This window comes from Stenotrophomonas sp. 116085_Sma, assembly GCF_056479585.1.
This window is the reverse complement of record NZ_CM151057.1, coordinates 1,454,893-1,472,616: the sequence shown is the minus strand read 5'-3', so window position 1 is coordinate 1,472,616 and position 17,724 is coordinate 1,454,893. Positions and strand designations below refer to the sequence as shown.

Here is a 17,724-nt window from a genome sequence, read left to right as displayed (position 1 = left end):
CGCCCGCGGCGGCATCCGTTGCGGCGGAAACGATCGGGCCGCAGCCGGTATGATGGAGCCCACTTCGCGCGGGGGCACCCATGTTCAATCGCAACGCCGGCATCATCCTGCTGATCGCCCTGGCGGCGGGCCTGGGCCTGCTGGCCGCCCAGCAGGTGTTTGCGCCGAAGCCGCCGGCCAACGCCCCGGCCACCGAAGCGGTCACGCTGTACCCGCAGCCGCGTGAACTGCCCGACTTCAATCTGGCCCAGTCCGACGGCACCCGCCTGATCCCGGGCGAACTGAAGGGCCACTGGACCCTGGTGTTCCTGGGCTTCACCTTCTGCCCGGACGTGTGCCCGACCACCCTGGCCGAACTGGCCGGCGCGCAGAACCAGTGGGAAGCGCTGCCTGACACGCTGCGCCCGCGGGTGCTGTTCATCTCGGTCGACCCCGACCGCGACAGCGCCACGCGGCTGGGCGAGTACGTGCACGGCTTCCACAAGGACACCCTGGCCGCCACCGCCGATGTGCCCTCGCTGGAACGCTTCGCCACCTCGCTGGGCTTCGTGTTCCAGAAGGTGCCGGGCAAGCACTTCGACGAAAACCCCGAGGACTACACCGTCGAGCACTCGGCCAGCCTGGCCGTGCTCGATCCGCAGGGCCGCCTTGCCGGCCTGGTGCGCCCCCCGTTCAATGCGCCGGCCATTGCCCGCGACCTGCAGAAGCTGACCGAGAAAACCGCCCCATGAGCCTCACCACCGCCCTGACGTACGCCCTGCCCCACCGCCTGCTGTCCTCGATGGCGCGTTCGCTGGCGTACTCGGACGATCCGCGCGTGTCGCGCTGGCTGATCGACACGGTCACCCGCAAGTTCAACGTCAATCTGGACGAAGCGGCCAACCCGGACCCGCGCAGCTACGCCACCTTCAACCAGTTCTTCACCCGTGCGCTGAAGCCGGGCGCGCGCGTGGCCGACGCCGATCCGCGCAGCCTGGTGATGCCAGCCGACGGCCGCATCAGCCAGCTGGGCAGGATCGAGGCCGGCCGCATCTTCCAGGCCAAGGGGCAGTCGTTCACCGCCGCCGAGCTGCTGGGCAGCGACGAAGACGCCAAGCCGTACAATGACGGCCTGTACGCCACCGTGTACCTGTCGCCGCGCGATTACCACCGCGTGCACATGCCGTGGACCGGCACCCTGCGCGAGACCGTGCACGTGCCGGGCCGCCTGTTCAGCGTCGGCCCGGCCGCAGTGAACGGCGTACCGCGCCTGTTCGCCCGCAACGAGCGCCTGGTCTGCCACTTCGACACCAGCTTCGGCCCGATGGTCAGCGTGATGGTCGGCGCACTGCTGGTGTCCGGCGTGGAGACCGTATGGAGCGGTGAGGAGATCCCGGCCTACGGTGACCGCATCACCCGCAAGGATTACCGCGGCCAGGGCATCAAGCTTGAGCGTTTCGCCGAGATGGCGCGCTTCAACTACGGTTCCACCGTGATCGTGCTGCTGCCGCCGGGCGTGGCCGAGTTCGCCCCGCAGCTGGGCGCTGAGAGCCCGGTGCAGCTGGGCCAGGCGCTGGCAACGCTGCGCTGACCGTAGATCCACGCCATGCGTGGATGAATTCAACGGAATGACGGCCAGCGGCCGGCACTACCGGGTCTGTAGAGCCGAGCCCATGCTCGGCTGCCGGCAAAAACAGCCGAGCATGGGCTCGGCTCTACAGCCAGAAACGCGTTACTGCAGGGCCGGGGCCGGGCCGACGTCCATGCCGTCGTAGTCTTCCACGCCCTTCTCCGCGGCCAGCGCGGCGAACTCCTGGTTGCGACGGTCCAGCGAGGCTTCGTCGTGAATCTCCACGCGCTCCACATGCAGCACGTGGAACGGCGCGTCGCCCTCTTCCGGCTCCTGCTCGAACAGTTCCACGAAGGTGTAGCCCTGCGCCTGCAGATGGTCAGCCAGCGCCCGCAGTGGCTCAGCGGTGGAATGGACGAAGAAATACCCCCACAGCAACGGGCCGGTGATGTCCCAGTCGGTGTTTTCGCGGAGGTTGGCGAACAGGTTGCGGGTGTCTTCGAGGTCCATGCGGATTCCAGGGGTCGTGGGGGATTACTTGTCGCAGCCCTGCAGCTTCAGCGTCTGGCCGTGGCGCAGGCTGTAGGCCGGGGCTTTCAGGCCATTGGCGCGGGCCAGGGTCGGCACGTCGCACTGGAACTTCGCCGCAATGGCACCCAGGGTCTCGCCCTTGCCCACCTTGTGGCTGCGCACCGGCTTCGGCCGCGCCGCCGGGCGCGGCGTAGCCACCGGAGCGACCGGCGTGGTCGGCACGCTGGTGGATGCAGCAGCGTCCGCCACCGGCACCACGCCACCCACGGCCACGCTGCCGGTGTAGCTGGCGGCGGTCGGGCGGACGATGGCTGCGTTCAGATCGGCGGTGATCAGGGTGCGGGCCAGGTCCGCACGCGGGCCGCTGACGCAGTTGCGCTGGTACAGGCCGGCGATGCGGGTGGTGGCGTTGATCAACGTGCCGGCCGGAATCCAGCCGTCGGCTTCATAGCGCGGGTTGAGGTTGCGCAGCGCGCGCATGTAGCCATCGCGGGTGCCGTGGCTGCCCAGGCAGATGGTCAGTTCATAGATGGTGGTGGACTTGGCCAGGCGCAGCGTGGCCGGCTGCGCACTGATCTTCGGGAATTCGACGCCGTACTGCTGCGGGTGCAGGAAGATCCACGCCGCGGCGATCACCATCGGCACGTAGTCCTTGGTCTCGCCGGGGAACTGGTTGTAGACGCTGTCGGTCCAGAAGCTCTGCCCGCCGCTCTGCTTGAACACGCGCGCGGCGCGGCCTTCGCCACCGTTGTAGGCGGCCACCGACATTTCCACGTTGTTGTTCAGTTCGCGCAGGCGTTCGTTGAGATAGCTGGCGCTGGCCTCGGCGGCGCTCCGTGCATCGAAGCGCGTATCGAAGCCGGTGCCGTCCGGGCCGAGGCCGAAGCGGCGGCCGGTGGCCGGCATGAACTGCATCAGGCCGGCGGCGCCCGCGCGCGAGGAGGCATGCACGCGGCCGTTGGATTCCTTGGCCATGATGCCGAACAGCAGCGCCTCGGGCAGGCCGCGCTTTTCCCACTCCGGCCACATCACCGCGCGCAGGTTTTGGTAGTTCTCGTAGCTGGTCAGCAACGCCGGGCGCATGTCGGTCAGCCAGCGGCGGATGCCGGCCTGCACGGCCGGGTTGTACTCGACCATGGTGTCGAAGGCGTGCCGCTTGTCGTTGAGCAGCGCGGCGGCGCGGGCGGCCTCGGGCACATCGGCGGTGAGCGGGCCGATATGGTCGGGGTCGGCTTCCAGGCGGTCACCACTCTCGTCGGTCACCTCATCGCTGCCCGCCGCATCGGCGTCGTGCTTGAGCAGGCGCTTGTAGCTGGCCAGCAGGGTGCCCATCTGGCAGCCCTTCTGCTTCACGCAGTCGTTGAGGACGTCTTCCATGTCTTCCAGCGCGGCATCGGCCTCGTTGCTGCCCTTCGGGTCGGAATTGGCGACCAGCAACAGGGCGTCGCTGTAGCGCTTCTCGGCGGCGGTCATGCGCTGCTGCAGCGCATCCACCTTCACCTTGTCCCGGGCCGAAACCCGCTGCGCATGGGCGTCGGGCGCCAGGGAAACCAGGCCGGCCAGGGCCAGCAGCGGCCAACCACGGGAAATCAGGACAGGAACGGGCATTGATGGCACTGTGTGCGAAACAGGCAGGCAGAGTAGCGGCGCCGCCAAGGTCCGGGCAAGCCGACCTTCGGCCCGTCACCGCCGGCGGTTAACATTGGGCTATTCACCACAAGGGCTGGACCATGGATCCGATTCTGCTCGGCAAAGGCATTACCGACGATGTTGCCGTCACCCTGCTGCCGAAACTCGGCAACCGCCACGGCCTGGTGGCCGGCGCCACCGGTACCGGCAAGACGGTGACCCTGATGACCCTGGCCGAGGGCTTCTCGCGGTTGGGCGTTCCGGTGTTCCTGGCCGATGTGAAGGGCGATGTGTCCGGCCTGGCCGTGCCCGGCACCGGCGCCGAGAACCTGCTGCAGCGCGCCGCCGAGATCGGCGTGGTGGATTATGCGCCGGCCGCCAGCCCGACCATCTTCTGGGATCTGTACGGCAAGCTCGGCCACCCGGTGCGCACCACGGTCAGCGAGATGGGCCCGACCCTGCTGTCGCGCATCCTCGAATTGAACGACACCCAGGCCGGGGTGCTCGACATCGTGTTCAAGCTGGCCGACGACCGTGGCCTGCTGCTGCTGGACATGGACGATCTGCGTGCCCTGCTCGGCCTGGTGGCCGAGGAGCGCAAGGACATCTCCACCGAGTACGGCCTGGTCAGCGCGCAGTCGATCGCCGCGATCCAGCGCTCGGTGCTGCGCCTGGCACAGGACGGCGGCGAGAATTTCTTCGGCGAACCGGCACTGGAACTGGCCGACATCATGCGGGTCAATCATGACGGCCGCGGCATGATCGGCATCCTTGCCGCCGACCAGCTGGTGCTCAAGCCCAAGCTGTATTCGACCTTCCTGCTGTGGCTGCTGTCGGAACTGTTCGAGCAGCTGCCGGAAGTGGGCGACCTGGACAAGCCGAAGCTGGTCTTCATCTTCGACGAAGCGCACCTGTTGTTCGACGACGCGCCCGCGTCGCTGGTGCAGCGCATCGAGCAGGTGGTTCGGCTGATCCGCTCCAAGGGCGTTGGCGTGTACTTCTGCTCGCAGTTCCCCGATGACGTGCCGGGCAACATCCTCGGCCAGCTGGGCAACCGCGTGCAGCACGCGCTGCGTGCCTTCACCCCGCGCGACCAGAAGGCGGTAAAGACCGCTGCCGAGACGTTCGTACCAAACCCGAAGCTGGACGTGGCCAAGGTGCTCAGCCAGCTCGGCACCGGCGAGGCGCTGGTGTCCACGCTGCAGGACAAGGGCGTGCCGATGCCGGTGCAGCAGACGATGATCGCGCCGCCACGCTGCCGGATGGGACCGATCACCGAGGCCGAACGCGCGCAGGTGCGCGCCGGCAGCCCGGTCGGCAGCCGCTACGACACCGCGATCAACCGCGAGTCCGCCGCCGAACTTCTGGCCCAGCGTGCGCAGAAGGCGGCCGAGAAGGCCGAGGCACCTGCCGCCCGCAGCCGTGAGCAGGACGAGGCGCAGGAGGGAGGCTTCGGCCAGTCCATCAAGGATGCGATTTTCGGTACCAAGCGCCGCCAGGGCATGATCGAGACCATGGCCAAGCAGACCACGCGTACCGTCGGCACCAAGCTGGGCAACCAGATCGTGCGCGGCATCCTGGGTGGCATTTTCGGCGGCAAGCGCTGAGATCGCTTCGTGGAGTCAGAGCCCTTTCCGTGGGAAAGGGATCTGACCCCGGGGTCGGCTCCCTTCCGGATGGAAGGGCTCTGCCCCCTTCGTTCCCCTGAAAAGAAAGCGTACCGCATGTCCCGTTGGCGTCCGCCCGCAGAAAAAAGCACCGCCCTGATCACCGCCTCCGGCCATGCGCGCCTGAAGGCCGAGCTGGATGAACTCTGGCGGGTACGACGGCCGGAGGTGGTCAAGGCGTTGTCCGCCGCGGCCGCGGAAGGCGATCGTTCCGAGAACGCCGAATACACCTACCGCAAGAAGCAGTTGGGCGAGATCGACCGCCGCGTGCGCTACCTGACCAAGCGGCTGGAATCGCTGCGCGTGGTCGATACCACGCCAACCGATCCGCAGGCGGTGTTCTTCGGTGCGTGGGTGGAGCTGGAGAACGTGGACAGCGGCGACACCAGCCGCTACCGCATTGTCGGGCCGGATGAGACCGATGCGGGCCTGGGCTGGATCAGCATCGATTCGCCGCTGGCGCGTGCGCTGCTGAAGAAGCGGCTGGATGACGAGTTTTCAGTGGAGCTGCCCGGCGGCCAGTTCACCTTCGCGGTGATCAGCGTGGAATACCCGCCTGTGTAGCGTCGAGCCATGTTCGACGGCGCTGCCCATGTAGAGCCGAGCCCATGCTCGGCTGATGGGCAAACGCAGCCGAGCATGGGCTCGGCTCTACAACGGCAACCGCAGCAACGGTGGCGGGTACGCGCGTCCTGCTCGCAGCGGGCGAAAATAGTCGGCATTGCGATAGAAGGCGCAATCCTGCACGGCGTGCCAGCCGGGAGTACCGGCCAATGGCAGGGGCCGCAGCTGCAGCGGATCAGTCACTGCCCTGCCCTCGGCAATGGCCGCGGTCACCGCGTCAACACAGGCGGCATCGACATCGCCCTGCACCACCACGCACTTGCCGACCAGCAATCGCCCCGGCAGCAGTGCCTGCTCCATCAGCGCATGCCCGAACACCACAGCGATGGCGATGTCACCGCTCTGCCAGCATGACGGCTCGAACAATGCAGGCCAGTCATGCCGGTCCCACGCGCGCAGCACCGCCTCATCGCGCACGCGCACGATGACGCCGGTTTCATCAAACTGGGTCAGCGCCGCCTGTGCGCGATTGCGCTGGCCGGGCGGCATGGCATCGATATGCCGGCATTGCTGCGCGTTCAATGCACGCTTCAGCTGCGGATGGGAGGCCCACACCAGCGCATTGAACAGGTCATGCCAGTTGCCGGCACGGGTGGCGATATGCCCCTGCGCGATGCGCGCTTCGTAATGCAGGCCGTCGGCCAGCAGCGCGGCGTCCTGTTCGACCAAGCGCTTGCCGGGCAGCGCGAGCCGCGCATCAAGTGCAGCGATGGACGGCCATACCGCACCGTCCAGCAGATCACGGAAGTCCTGCAAGCCGGCAAACAGCGGGTGCGCGAACACCCGTGGATCGACCGCCGCGCGCGGCGGCGGCACGAAGCGGCGGGCGCCGCTGCCGTCACCGGCGGCGGTCGTCGCTGCGGTCACAGCATCTTCAGGTCGAATGCCGGGCGGGTAGCGGTCGCCAGCGCGTCACCATACAGGTCGTGCTCGTCGCTCTCGGTGATTTCCACGTCGACGAATTCGCCCACACGCAGCGGCACCTGATCGGCGTTCTGGATGTGCACCAGACCGTCGATCTCCGGCGCATCGGCCCTGGAACGGGCCACCGCGATATCACCTTCGATGGCATCGACCAGGCACTGCTGCACGGTACCGATCCTGGCTTCCAGGCGCGCGGCGGAAATCTGCGCCTGCTTCTCCATGAAGCGGGCCAGGCGTTCCTGCTTCACTTCTTCCGGCACGGCATCGGGCAGGTCGTTGGCGGTGGCACCCTCGACCGGCGAATAGGCGAACGCGCCGACACGGTCCAGCTGCGCTTCGTCCAGGAACGACAGCAGTTCTTCGAACTCGGCCTCGGTCTCGCCCGGGAAGCCGACAATGAAGGTCGAACGCACGGTGATGTCCGGGGCAATCCGGCGCCAGTTCTGCACGCGCTCCAGGGTCTTCTCGACCGCGCCGGGGCGCTTCATCAGGCGCAGGATGCGTGGGCTGGCGTGCTGGAACGGAATGTCCAGGTACGGCAGGATGCGGTTCTCGGCCATCAGCGGCACTACCTCGTCCACGTGCGGGTACGGGTAGACGTAATGCATGCGCACCCACGCATCGAGTTCGGACAGGCCTTCGCACAATGCCTTCAGTCGGGTCTGGTAGGCCTTGTTGCGCCACATCTTCTCGGCGTACTTCACGTCCACGCCGTAGGCCGAGGTGTCCTGCGACACCACCAGCAGCTCGCGCACACCGCCACGCACCAAGCGCTCGGCCTCACGCAGCACCTCATCGACCGGGCGCGAGACCAGCTTGCCGCGCATGGACGGAATGATGCAGAAGCTGCACTTGTGGTTGCAGCCTTCGGAAATCTTCAAGTAGGCGTAGTGGCGCGGGGTCAGCTTGATGCCGTAGTCGGGCACCAGGTCCACGAACGGATCGTGCTTGGGCGGCAGCGCTTCGTGCACCGCCTCCATCACGCTCTGGTAGTCCTGCGGACCGGACACCGCCAGCACGTTCGGGTACGCCTCGCGGATCTGCTCGGGGCGCTTGCCCAGGCAGCCGGTGACGATGACCTTGCCGTTCTGGTTCATAGCCTCGCCGATCGCGTCCAGCGACTCGGTCACCGCCGAATCGATGAAACCACAGGTGTTGACCACCACCACATCGGCCGAATCGTAGGACGGGACGATGTCGTAGCCTTCCGAGCGGAGCTGGGTGAGGATGCGCTCGGAATCGACAAGGGCCTTCGGGCAGCCAAGGCTGACGAAGCCGACTTTGGGGTTCAGCTGGGACATGGAATCGCGGGACTCTGGGGGCCTGGGCCCCTGCCGGCATGGCAGGGGTTCCTGGGGGCCGGGGCCTGAAAGAGCGCCAGTATACCGGGGTTGGCGGCCTCGCTCTGAACGGCCAGCCGCCCGATCACGCACAGCCGCTGACACCGCGCTAACCCGCGCAGCACCGACAATGCAGCCCTGTCCCCTGCAACGAGAGTAGATGACGATGGCCGAGTGGATCACCCTGGATACGCACCACGGCGCGGTACGGGCCTGGCAGGCACTCCCCGAGGGCACCCCGCGCGGCGGGCTGGTGGTGGTGCAGGAAATCTTCGGCGCCAACCCGCATATCCGCAGCGTGGCCGAGCGCTTCGCCGCCGAAGGCTATGCGGTGCTGGCACCTTCGTTCTTCGACCTGGTCGATGGACCCGGGGCCGATCCGGATGCCCTGCCCTACGACGCCGACGGCGTGAAGCAGGGGCTGGAACGGGTAGCCGCGCTGGGCATGGAACGGGCGCTGGAAGTGGTCCGCGCGGCGGCCACCCGCTTGGCCCCCTACGGCAAGGTCGGCACCGTCGGCTATTGCTGGGGCGGTACGGTGGCGATGCTGTCCGCAGTGCGCCTGGGCCTGCCTTCTGTCAGCTACTACGGTGCGCGCAACGTCCAGTTCCTCGATGAGACGCCGAAGGCGCCGGTGATCTTCCACTTCGGCGCCCAGGACAGGAGCATCCCGCCGGAGGCCGTCCAGGCCCACCGCGAAAAGCTGCCGCGGATGGCCACCTTCGTCTATCCGGCCGACCACGCCTTCAACCGGGAGGTCGGACATGCGTATGATCCAGACAGCGCCGCCCTGGCGCTGCAACGCACCCTGGACTTCTTCTCGGAGCATCTTGGATGAGCGAATTCGAACTCGATTCACGCCTGGCCACCGATAGCGTGCTGGTGGCCGAAGGACCGTTGTCGCAAGTGCGGCTGATGAACGACGAACGATTCCCGTGGCTGGTACTGGTACCGCGCCTGGCCGGGGTCACCGAGTGGATCGAGCTGGACGGCGAGCAGCAGGACAAGCTGCGCACCGAGCTCAACCGCGCCTGCAAGGCCCTGAAGGGCTCCGACGGGGTGGAGAAGATCAACATCGGCGCGCTGGGCAACATCGTGCGCCAGCTGCACTTCCACGTGATCGGCCGCCATGACGGAGATCCGGCCTGGCCGGGCCCGGTCTGGGGCAGCGGTCCCGCGCACCGCTACGAGCCAGGCACGCTGGACCAGCATGTCGCCTACTGGAAGGAACGGCTAGGATATCCGGCCCACTCCTGAGCCTTCGCCGACCCGATGCGATTCAACCTCGTTGCCGCCATCCTGCTGATCCTGATCGGCCTGTTCATGCTCGCCAGCAATCTCGGCTGGACGCACCTGAACCTGTCCAAGCTGCTGCTGACCTGGTGGCCGGTGGCGCTGGTGGGTGTCGGCATCGCGATGCTGTTCGGGCGCGGGAAGTAAGGTAGCGCCCGGCCATGCCCGGGCGCGCGCTACAAACGAAAACGCCGGGCATGCCCGGCGTTTTCGTCGTGCGATGACGCGGGCGATCAGGTCCGTGGCAGGGTCACACCGGTCTGGCCCTGGTACTTGCCGCCACGATCGCGGTACGAGGTCTCGCAGATGTCATCGGCCGCGGCCTGGAAGAACAGCATCTGCGCGACGCCCTCATTGGCATAGATGCGCGCCGGCAGCGGCGTGGTGTTGCTGAACTCCAGGGTGACGTGGCCTTCCCATTCCGGTTCCAGCGGCGTCACGTTGACGATGATGCCGCAACGCGCGTAGGTGCTCTTGCCCAGGCACACCACCAGGGTGTCGCGGGGGATGCGGAAGTACTCCACGGTGCGCGCCAGCGCGAAGCTGTTGGGCGGGATGATGCACTCGTCGGCAGTGATGTCGACGAAGCTTCCCGAGTCGAAATGCTTGGGATCGACGATGGTCGAGTTGATGTTGGTGAACACCTTGAACTCACGCGAGCAGCGCACGTCGTAGCCGTAGCTGGAGGTGCCGTAGCTGACGATGCGCTCGCCGTTGGCCTGCTTGACCTGCCCTGCCTCGAACGGCTCGATCATGCCGTGCTGCTCGGACATGCGGCGGATCCAACGGTCACTCTTGATGCTCATGCTTTGTCCTGGGGGTACGAGGGGGCGCGAGGATTCTAGCAGGGGGCCGGGCGTCGCCGGCGGCCCCCGCCGAGGTGCTTACAGCAGCGACGACAGGATCGGGATCGAGGCCCGCGGGCGCTTGCCCACTTCCTCGATCAGGCGCTGTGCGGCATGGCGGTACGCCTGGGCCGGTACCGAATCGGGCTGCGCCACGGTGATCGGGGTACCACTATCGCCCTGCTCGCGGATGCCGATCTGCAGCGGCAACGAACCCAGCAGCGGTACGCCGTACTGGGCCGCCATGCGCTCACCGCCGCCTTCACCGAACAGGTGCTCGACATGCCCGCAGTTGCTGCAGGTATGCACCGCCATGTTCTCGACGATGCCCAGTACCGGCACCTCGACCTTCTCGAACATCTTCAACGCCTTCTTTGCGTCCAGCGTGGCGATGTCCTGCGGCGTGGTGACGATCACTGCACCGGCCAGCGGAATCTTCTGGGTCAGGGTCAGCTGGATGTCGCCGGTGCCCGGCGGCAGGTCGATCAGCAGAAAATCCAGGTCATCCCACAGCGTGTCGTTGAACAGCTGGGTCATTGCCGAGGTGGCCATCGGACCGCGCCAGATCATCGGCGTGTCCTCTTCGATCAGGTAGCCGATCGACATGGTGTCCACGCCGAACGCGCGAAGCGGTTCGATGCTCTTGTTGTCGGGGCTTTCCGGCCGCCCGGACAAGCCCAGCATGGCGGGCACGCTGGGGCCGTAGATGTCCGCGTCCAGCACGCCAACACGTGCGCCCAGCTGCTGCAGCGCGACGGCCAGATTGACCGCGGTGGTCGACTTGCCCACGCCGCCCTTGCCGGAGCCGACCGCGATGACATTGCGGATGCGGGCATGTGGCGTCAGTCCCTTCTGGACCTGGCTGGCATGGGGACGGCGGGGGGAACTGTTCACAACGGGCACCAGCTGTATCAGGGGGAATAACCCAACATCATACAAGCTGGACGTAGCCTGACTGAAATTCAGGATTGCTACAGATTCGTGCACAGATTGTTAAGTTCATGTTACGTTCCTGAAGCACTGTTTTGGGCTGCGAAGCTGGTTCCCAGCGCGCACGATGGCGCATGCGCAGTGCCGTTTTTGTTTTTGCTCTCTATTGGAACTACATGAAATACGTAAGCAACACCGCACGTCGCAACACGCTCGCCGTCGCCCTGATTTCCGCCCTGATGGCCGCCGCCCCGGCAATGGCCCAGGACAAGGCGACCAACCTGGACAAGATCACCGTCACCGGTTCGCTGATCCCGCAGACCCAGGTTGAAACCCAGACCCCGGTGATGTCCATCACCGCCGAAGACATCCAGACCCGTGGCTTCAGCAGCGTTGCTGAAGTACTGCAGCAGTCGTCGCTGACCACTGGCGGCCTGCAGGGCGGCCAGACCTCGGGTTCGTTCACCCAGGGCGCCGAAGCGGCCGGCATGTTCGGCCTGAACCCGGGCTACACCAAGTATCTGATCAACGGCCGCCCGATGCTCTCGTATCCGGCGCTGTACAACGGTAGCGACACCTTCAACAACATCAGCGGCATTCCGATCGACATCGTCGAGCGCATCGAAGTGCTGCCGGGCGGCCAGTCCTCGCTGTACGGTTCGGATGCGATCGCCGGTGTGGTCAATATCATCCTGAAGGAGCGCATGGACGGCGGCACGATGACCGTCCGTGGCGGCACCTACACCGAAGGCGGCGGCAGCAACATCCGCTTCAGCGCAGCCAAGGGCTTCAACGCGTTCGACGATCGCTTCCATGCGCTGGTCAACGTGCAGATCGAAAACGGCAGCCCGATCTGGGGCTACCAGCGTGACATCACCAAGCAGAACAACCCGGTTGGCTATACCGCACAGGTGCCGTCGAACGACTTCGCAGTCATCACCAACGCAGACAACAAGCTGCTGATGATGGACCCGAGCCGCTGCGCCAACGTGGCAGGCCTGTACGACGGCACCACCGTCGTTGGCCAGCGCGCTTCGGGCGAGTCCTGCGGTTCGGTATACAGCGCTGGCTACAAGACCCTGAAGAACGGCAAGAACAGCGGCCAGTTCTACTCGTCGATGACCTTCGACGTGAACGACAACTTCCAGCTGTTCGCCGACGTGTTGTACAGCAAGGAAAAGACCGAGTTCACCTCCGGCTCCAGCGCCCTGTGGTGGGGCACCAAGTCAGTCATGGGTGGCTTCTACGACCAGGGCGCCGGCAAGGTCGTGAACCTGCAGCGCGCCTTCGCGCCGGAGGAGATCGGCGCGGGCGACTACAACAACATCCTGAACTCCGACGAGAGCCGCGCCTACCAGGTCACCCTGGGCGGCAAGGGCATGGTCGGCGACTGGGATTACAGCGCCAGCTTCACCCGTGGCGAGTACCGCCTGGACCAGAACCGCTTCGTGCGCTGGAAGGACAAGATCGAGGACTTCTTCGGCCAGACCGTGCTGGGCCCGCGCCTGGGCACCTACACCGATCCGAAGGACCCGACCGCCACGTTCGGCATCTACAACCCGAACTACGCTGCCTTCTACTCGCCGATCACCCCGGACCAGTTCGCCAGCTTCACCGGCTACGGTACCCACCGCAGCAAGACCTGGCAGAACCTGGGTCGCGTGCAGGTGACCAACGGCTCGCTGTTCAGCCTGCCGGGCGGTGACGCCGGCCTTGCCGTCGTCCTGGAAGGTGGCAGCGAAGGTTGGGACTACTCGCCGGACCAGGCCTTCGTCGACGGCAACGTGTGGGGCACCACCGCCGTCGCCGGCGCCGGCCACCGCAGCAACTACGCGGTCACCAGCGAACTGCGCATGCCGCTGCTCGAGAAGCTGACCGTCAGCGCCTCTGGCCGCTATGACGCGTTCAAGATCGCAGACAAGACCGTCGACAAGGCCACCTACAGCATCGGTCTGGAATTCCGCCCGATCGAGAGCCTGCTGCTGCGCGGCAAGTACGGCACCGCCTTCCGTGCACCGACCCTGTCCGATGCCTTCCAGGGCATGAGCGGCTCGTACTCGTCCGGCCAGAACGACTACTACCGTTGCAGCCAGCTGGGCTACGGCCTGCGCGACGAGAAGTGCGCGTTCTACAAGAACACCTCGGTGTACAGCGAAAAGTCCGGCAACCCGGACCTGAAGCCGATCACCGCCGACGTGTGGAGCGCAGGCGTGGTGTGGGCCCCGGTGAGTAACTTCTCGCTGTCGGCCGACTACTACAACTGGAAGATCAAGAACGAGGTCAAGACCCTTAGCACCGACCAGCTGCTGCTGGCCGAGTACCAGTGCCACAACGGCCTGCCGAACAATACCTCGGCCAGCTGCCAGAACGTCACCGACTGGGTGTCGCGCGATGCCGGCGGCAACCTGACCCGCGTGTACACGCCGAAGCTCAACGTCGCCAGCCAGAACCTGGAAGCGGTGACGGTGGCTGCCAAGTACCAGCAGGATATCGGTCGCTTCGGCTCGCTGATGTTCTCCGGCAACTACACGAACATGCTGAAGCGTGAAGTGCAGCCGATGCCGGGCGCCGCCAAGCTCGACCTGCTGAGCGATCCGTACAACATGTGGTACTACGACAACTTCGCCAAGGTCCGTGGCGATCTGTCGGTGGCCTGGAACATCGCCAAGTTCACCACCACCGTGTACGCCAACTACGTCGGCAGCACCCCGAACTACCTGGCCTACACCGGCCGCAGCTACGGCTATGTCCACTCTTCCGGCGCCAAGGCCGGCAAGTGGGGTTCGTACACCACGTACAACCTGAGCATGAACTACCAGGCACAGGACGATCTGGTCCTGTCGCTGATGGTCAACAACGTGTTCAATAAGCTGCCGGAAGGCCAGCGCTACAACTACCCGGGCAACGAATCGACCCCGTTCAATGACGGCTTCTACAGCGTCTACGGCCGCCAGATTTCGGCCCAGGTCAAGTACAACTTCTGATCCCGTCGTTTTCCGGACGTTGTATCTGGACCAGGCCCCGCTTCGGCGGGGCCTTTTTTTGCGGCCGCGTCGGGCCTGCAGGAATCATTCAGCATCCAGACATGTTTCGCACCTCTCGAGTAAAATAAATAAAATCAATAAGTTGTATGAATTTGGATCGAACTACACGGAGAGCGAGGAGGCTCCAGACCACAGCTTGATGACTCCCTTATGAACGTTTGACAGCATCAGTTAATGCCGTGTTAATCTCGAGTTACCGGCCCGTGAAGCCGGTGCAACCGGGGGCATAACCACTGCCAACACCGGGCAAGGGGCACACGGAGACGCCCGCGAGGCAATGTCCCCGGTGTACGACGCAATCATTGGATTCAAGGGGATTTCAGATGATCAATCGCAAGTCGCTCGGCAGGCATCCGCTGAGCTTTGCCCTCGCTTCTGCCGTGCTGCTCATCGCAGCCGCTCCGGCATTCGCCCAGGACGCGGGTTCGACGCAGACGGCCGAGGAAGCGGCCAAGTCGAAGGCAACCAATCTGGACACGGTGACCGTCACCGGCTCGCGCATCAGCCGCGACGTGTTCAACTCGGTGTCCCCGGTCCAGGTCGTGACCCGTGAGGAAACCACGCTGGCCGGCTTCAACTCGACCACCGCCGCACTGCAGAGCACCGCGGTGACCGCAGGTGCATCGCAGATCAACAACGCCTACGGTGGCTACGTCACCGACGGCGGCCCCGGCGCCAACACCCTGGGCCTGCGTGGCCTCGGCCCGACCCGTACCCTGATCCTGCTCAACGGCCGCCGCGTTTCGCCGGCCGGCTCGCGCGGCTCGGTCGGCTCGACCGACCTGAACGTGCTGCCGAACTCGATCGTCGACCGCGTCGAAATCCTGAAGGACGGCGCGTCCTCGATCTACGGCTCCGACGCGGTCGCGGGCGTGATCAACATCATCACCAAGAAGAAGGTCGACGGTGTCACCTTCGAAGGTCAGCACAACGCGACCGACGGCGGCGGCGGCGATGAGCGTCGCTATGCGCTGACCTTCGGCAGCACCGGCGAGCGCTCGCACTTCTCCGGTTCGTACGAGTACACGGTGCGCAACGCACTTAACCTCGGCGACCGCGACTGGACCCGCTGCGCCACCGACAAGTATCGCGACATCGAGGCCGGCGACTACTGGGGCAGCGGCGACTTCATCGATCCGCTGACCGGCAAGTCCAAGTGCTACACCCTCGACGGCGGCGGCGTGACCATCAACACGCTTGGCACCAACACCCGTACCGGCGTCGCCGCGCCGGGAGGCAGCGGCACCCGCTTCAACCGCTGGCGCCCGAATTCGTCGGTCACCACCGGCCTGGTCGGCTACGAAGGCGTGGGTGCGCTGAACCGCGACACCTTCGACCCGCAGATGCTCAATCAGTCGCTGATCTCCCCGGTCAAGACCCACACCGCCTACTTCCAGGGCGGCTTCGACCTGAACGCGCTGGGCGACGCTGAGCTGTACTACGAGTTCCTCGGCAACCACCGCAAGTCGACCCAGACCGGCTATCGCCAGCTGACCCTGGACTATGCAGTGGGCAATCCGCTTATCCCGGCCAACCTCCGCGACAGCGTTGCGGGCCCGGCCACCGACCAGACCAATGGCGTGCCGATGGGCGTACGTGCCTTCATTGGTTTCGGCAACGACCAGAGTAAGCAGAAGGTCGACTTCCTGCGCTTCAACGCTGGCCTTCGCGGCCACCTGAGCTCGGAATGGAATTACGACTTCAACATCATGCATTCGCGCAGCGATGCGGACTACACCTTCCAGAGCTTCCTGACCAGCCGCCTGGCGCAGAGCCTGGATGTGGTCTCCAACGGCGCCGGTGGCTTCGTCTGCCGTGATGCCTCCAACGGCTGCGTCGCCGCCCCCCCGGTGAACAACAACACGATCGGCGGCCGTCTGCCGCAGGACTGGAAGGACTGGGTGTTCGTCCCGGTCACCGGCAACACGCTGTACAAGGAAACCACGGTCAACTTCAACGTCAACGGCCCGCTGTTCGACATGCCTTATGGTTCGGCCGGTGGCGCGTTCGGTGTGGAGTACCGCAAGGCCCGCATCGACGACAGCCCGTCGCAGTACTCCATTGACCAGGACCTGTACAACCTGACCGCTTCCTCGCCGACCCGCGGCAGCGACTCGGTGTTCGAAGCCTACGGCGAATTGGAACTGCCGCTGCTGTCCGGCGTCACCGGCGCTGAGGAGCTGTCGGTCAACCTGTCCGGCCGCTATACCGACTACAAGTCCTATGGTTCCGACGAGACCTACAAGATCGGCACCCTGTGGACCCCGGTGAAGTGGCTGTCGTTCCGCGCATCCTACGGCACCTCGTACCGCGCACCCGCCCTGTTCGAACAGTTCCTGGGCGCCACCACCGGCTTCCTGCCGCAGTCGTCCGACCCCTGCGACAACTACATTGAGGCCCGCCCGGAATCGATGCGCTACCAGAACTGCGCGTCGCTGGGCCTGGATCCGGAGTTCACCCAGCTGCAGGGCATCACCGTCTACACCCAGGGCGGCGCGGAAAACAACCTGAAGGCTGAAACCTCCACCGCCAAAACCTTCGGCGTGGTCCTGCAGCCGGAATTTGGCCCGGCCTTCGGCGATCTGTCGCTGGCCCTGGACTACTTCGACATCAAGGTCGAGAACGGTGTGCAGGACGCAGGCGGCGCCGCCATCCTGCGCAACTGCTACGGCAGCTCCACCGCGGACTTCACTGCGGGCAACGGCCTGTGCCGCCTGATCCAGCGCAACCCGCAGACCAACCAGCTGACGGTCACCAACGGCTTCATCAACGTCTCCACCAACAAGGTCCGCGGCCTGGACTTCACCCTGCGCTATGTGCGTGACATCGGCCCGGGCGAGTTCCGTGCCACCCTGCAGGGCACGCACTACTTCGAGCAGACCAGCCAGCTGTTCTCGGACGATCCGAAGGTCGACTCGGCCGGCATGATCGGCTCGCCGGAAAATACCGCCACCCTGGACCTGAACTACAAGTGGAAGAACTGGCGAGTCCGTTACGGTCTGGACTGGATCGACAAGATGGACAGTTACGCCTACTACGAGGAGCGCAACCCGGGCCTGTTCGATCCGGCCACCAGCCAGTACAAAATGTACACCCCGAACTACTTCATCCAGGCAGCCTCGCTGCAGTATGAAGCGGACAAGTGGTCGGTCACCGGTGGCGTGCGCAACCTCGCCAACAAGAAGCCGCCTACCATTTCGCAGGGCGTGCTGAGCACGGTTGGCAACGCGCCCCTGTACAGCGGCTTCGATTACTTCGGCCGTACGTACTTCGTGAACATCACACGGTCATTCTGATCCAGTCGTTACCCACCGCCGCCCTTCGGGGCGGCGGTTTCGTTTCCGGCCC

15 protein-coding genes are annotated in these 17,724 nt (G+C 65.5%); 9 read left to right on the top strand and 6 right to left on the bottom strand.

Features of this window, described 5'->3' with window-relative positions; all coding sequences use genetic code 11:
* Positions 1 to 80 precede the first annotated feature (80 nt).
* Positions 81 to 731 (top strand): SCO family protein, encoded by a 651-nt coding sequence (locus tag ACZK0Z_RS06795; protein ID WP_049432390.1) that lies wholly within the window; start codon positions 81 to 83, stop codon positions 729 to 731.
* Positions 728 to 1,570 carry an archaetidylserine decarboxylase gene (gene asd, locus ACZK0Z_RS06790; RefSeq protein ID WP_197633535.1) on the top strand — a complete coding sequence of 281 codons (843 nt, stop codon included), beginning with the start codon at positions 728 to 730 and terminating at the stop codon, positions 1,568 to 1,570. The genes ACZK0Z_RS06795 and asd overlap by 4 nt, the downstream gene beginning before the upstream one ends.
* Positions 1,571 to 1,711: 141 nt before the next feature.
* Here asd and ACZK0Z_RS06785 read toward each other — a convergent pair whose 3' ends face one another.
* Positions 1,712 to 2,059 (bottom strand): ribonuclease E inhibitor RraB, encoded by a 348-nt coding sequence (locus ACZK0Z_RS06785; protein WP_049432396.1) that lies wholly within the window; start codon positions 2,057 to 2,059, stop codon positions 1,712 to 1,714.
* A 24-nt stretch (positions 2,060 to 2,083) separates the two neighbouring features.
* Positions 2,084 to 3,688, bottom strand: coding sequence for a transglycosylase SLT domain-containing protein (locus ACZK0Z_RS06780; protein WP_106548845.1), 1,605 nt, complete (start codon positions 3,686 to 3,688; stop codon positions 2,084 to 2,086).
* 122 nt (positions 3,689 to 3,810) lie between these two features.
* Here ACZK0Z_RS06780 and ACZK0Z_RS06775 point away from each other — a divergent pair, with 122 nt between their 5' ends.
* Complete coding sequence (locus ACZK0Z_RS06775; RefSeq protein ID WP_049432398.1) at positions 3,811 to 5,316, top strand: helicase HerA-like domain-containing protein; 1,506 nt, start codon at positions 3,811 to 3,813, stop codon at positions 5,314 to 5,316.
* Between the two features lie 117 nt (positions 5,317 to 5,433).
* Entirely contained in the window at positions 5,434 to 5,940 is a 507-nt protein-coding gene (greB, locus tag ACZK0Z_RS06770; RefSeq protein WP_049432400.1) for a transcription elongation factor GreB, read from the top strand.
* Between the two features lie 87 nt (positions 5,941 to 6,027).
* Here the strand turns inward: greB and ACZK0Z_RS06765 are convergent, their stop codons facing one another.
* Positions 6,028 to 6,867 (bottom strand): DUF3025 domain-containing protein, encoded by an 840-nt coding sequence (locus tag ACZK0Z_RS06765; protein WP_197633338.1) that lies wholly within the window; start codon positions 6,865 to 6,867, stop codon positions 6,028 to 6,030.
* Positions 6,864 to 8,225 carry a 30S ribosomal protein S12 methylthiotransferase RimO gene (gene rimO, locus ACZK0Z_RS06760; RefSeq protein ID WP_197633339.1) on the bottom strand — a complete coding sequence of 454 codons (1,362 nt, stop codon included), beginning with the start codon at positions 8,223 to 8,225 and terminating at the stop codon, positions 6,864 to 6,866. Before rimO ends, ACZK0Z_RS06765 begins: the two co-directional genes overlap by 4 nt.
* 205 nt (positions 8,226 to 8,430) lie before the next feature.
* On the opposite strand from rimO, the gene ACZK0Z_RS06755 reads away from it, so the two are divergent.
* Genes ACZK0Z_RS06755 through ACZK0Z_RS06745 form a run of 3 tightly spaced genes read left to right on the top strand, consistent with a single transcriptional unit; the run spans position 8,431 to position 9,704 of the window.
* The gene (locus tag ACZK0Z_RS06755) at positions 8,431 to 9,102 is read left to right on the top strand and encodes a dienelactone hydrolase family protein (RefSeq protein ID WP_414489375.1); all 672 of its coding nucleotides are present in this window, start codon (positions 8,431 to 8,433) and stop codon (positions 9,100 to 9,102) included.
* Entirely contained in the window at positions 9,099 to 9,521 is a 423-nt protein-coding gene (locus tag ACZK0Z_RS06750) for an HIT domain-containing protein (protein ID WP_049427102.1), read from the top strand. Before ACZK0Z_RS06755 ends, ACZK0Z_RS06750 begins: the two co-directional genes overlap by 4 nt.
* Positions 9,522 to 9,536: 15 nt before the next feature.
* A complete protein-coding gene (locus tag ACZK0Z_RS06745) occupies positions 9,537 to 9,704 on the top strand; it encodes a LiaI-LiaF-like domain-containing protein (protein ID WP_005410498.1) in 168 nt (55 codons plus the stop codon).
* Between the two features lie 86 nt (positions 9,705 to 9,790).
* Here ACZK0Z_RS06745 and dcd read toward each other — a convergent pair whose 3' ends face one another.
* Positions 9,791 to 10,363 (bottom strand): dCTP deaminase, encoded by a 573-nt coding sequence (dcd, locus tag ACZK0Z_RS06740; protein WP_005410499.1) that lies wholly within the window; start codon positions 10,361 to 10,363, stop codon positions 9,791 to 9,793.
* A gap of 78 nt (positions 10,364 to 10,441) precedes the next feature.
* Positions 10,442 to 11,296 carry an iron-sulfur cluster carrier protein ApbC gene (gene apbC, locus ACZK0Z_RS06735; protein WP_005414099.1) on the bottom strand — a complete coding sequence of 285 codons (855 nt, stop codon included), beginning with the start codon at positions 11,294 to 11,296 and terminating at the stop codon, positions 10,442 to 10,444.
* 212 nt (positions 11,297 to 11,508) lie between these two features.
* Between apbC and ACZK0Z_RS06730 the strand changes: the two genes are divergently transcribed.
* Together ACZK0Z_RS06730 and ACZK0Z_RS06725 are read left to right on the top strand one after the other, a co-directional pair.
* Complete coding sequence (locus ACZK0Z_RS06730) at positions 11,509 to 14,316, top strand: TonB-dependent receptor plug domain-containing protein (RefSeq protein WP_049427103.1); 2,808 nt, start codon at positions 11,509 to 11,511, stop codon at positions 14,314 to 14,316.
* 383 nt (positions 14,317 to 14,699) lie between these two features.
* Complete coding sequence (locus tag ACZK0Z_RS06725) at positions 14,700 to 17,672, top strand: TonB-dependent receptor plug domain-containing protein (protein WP_049427105.1); 2,973 nt, start codon at positions 14,700 to 14,702, stop codon at positions 17,670 to 17,672.
* The last annotated feature ends 52 nt before the right edge of the window (positions 17,673 to 17,724 follow it).

What these genes read in the sequence shown, in the direction of transcription:
- ACZK0Z_RS06795 (WP_049432390.1), top strand. Translation starts at nt 81, where the DNA reads ATGTTCAATCGCAACGCCGGCATCATCCTGCTGATCGCCCTGGCGGCG.
- ACZK0Z_RS06725 (WP_049427105.1), top strand. Translation starts at nt 14,700, where the DNA reads ATGATCAATCGCAAGTCGCTCGGCAGGCATCCGCTGAGCTTTGCCCTC.
- dcd (WP_005410499.1), bottom strand. Translation starts at nt 10,363, where the DNA reads ATGAGCATCAAGAGTGACCGTTGGATCCGCCGCATGTCCGAGCAGCAC.
- ACZK0Z_RS06785 (WP_049432396.1), bottom strand. Translation starts at nt 2,059, where the DNA reads ATGGACCTCGAAGACACCCGCAACCTGTTCGCCAACCTCCGCGAAAAC.
- ACZK0Z_RS06775 (WP_049432398.1), top strand. Translation starts at nt 3,811, where the DNA reads ATGGATCCGATTCTGCTCGGCAAAGGCATTACCGACGATGTTGCCGTC.
- ACZK0Z_RS06755 (WP_414489375.1), top strand. Translation starts at nt 8,431, where the DNA reads ATGGCCGAGTGGATCACCCTGGATACGCACCACGGCGCGGTACGGGCC.
- ACZK0Z_RS06730 (WP_049427103.1), top strand. Translation starts at nt 11,509, where the DNA reads ATGAAATACGTAAGCAACACCGCACGTCGCAACACGCTCGCCGTCGCC.
- ACZK0Z_RS06780 (WP_106548845.1), bottom strand. Translation starts at nt 3,688, where the DNA reads ATGCCCGTTCCTGTCCTGATTTCCCGTGGTTGGCCGCTGCTGGCCCTG.
- greB (WP_049432400.1), top strand. Translation starts at nt 5,434, where the DNA reads ATGTCCCGTTGGCGTCCGCCCGCAGAAAAAAGCACCGCCCTGATCACC.
- ACZK0Z_RS06745 (WP_005410498.1), top strand. Translation starts at nt 9,537, where the DNA reads ATGCGATTCAACCTCGTTGCCGCCATCCTGCTGATCCTGATCGGCCTG.
- ACZK0Z_RS06750 (WP_049427102.1), top strand. Translation starts at nt 9,099, where the DNA reads ATGAGCGAATTCGAACTCGATTCACGCCTGGCCACCGATAGCGTGCTG.
- asd (WP_197633535.1), top strand. Translation starts at nt 728, where the DNA reads ATGAGCCTCACCACCGCCCTGACGTACGCCCTGCCCCACCGCCTGCTG.
- rimO (WP_197633339.1), bottom strand. Translation starts at nt 8,225, where the DNA reads ATGTCCCAGCTGAACCCCAAAGTCGGCTTCGTCAGCCTTGGCTGCCCG.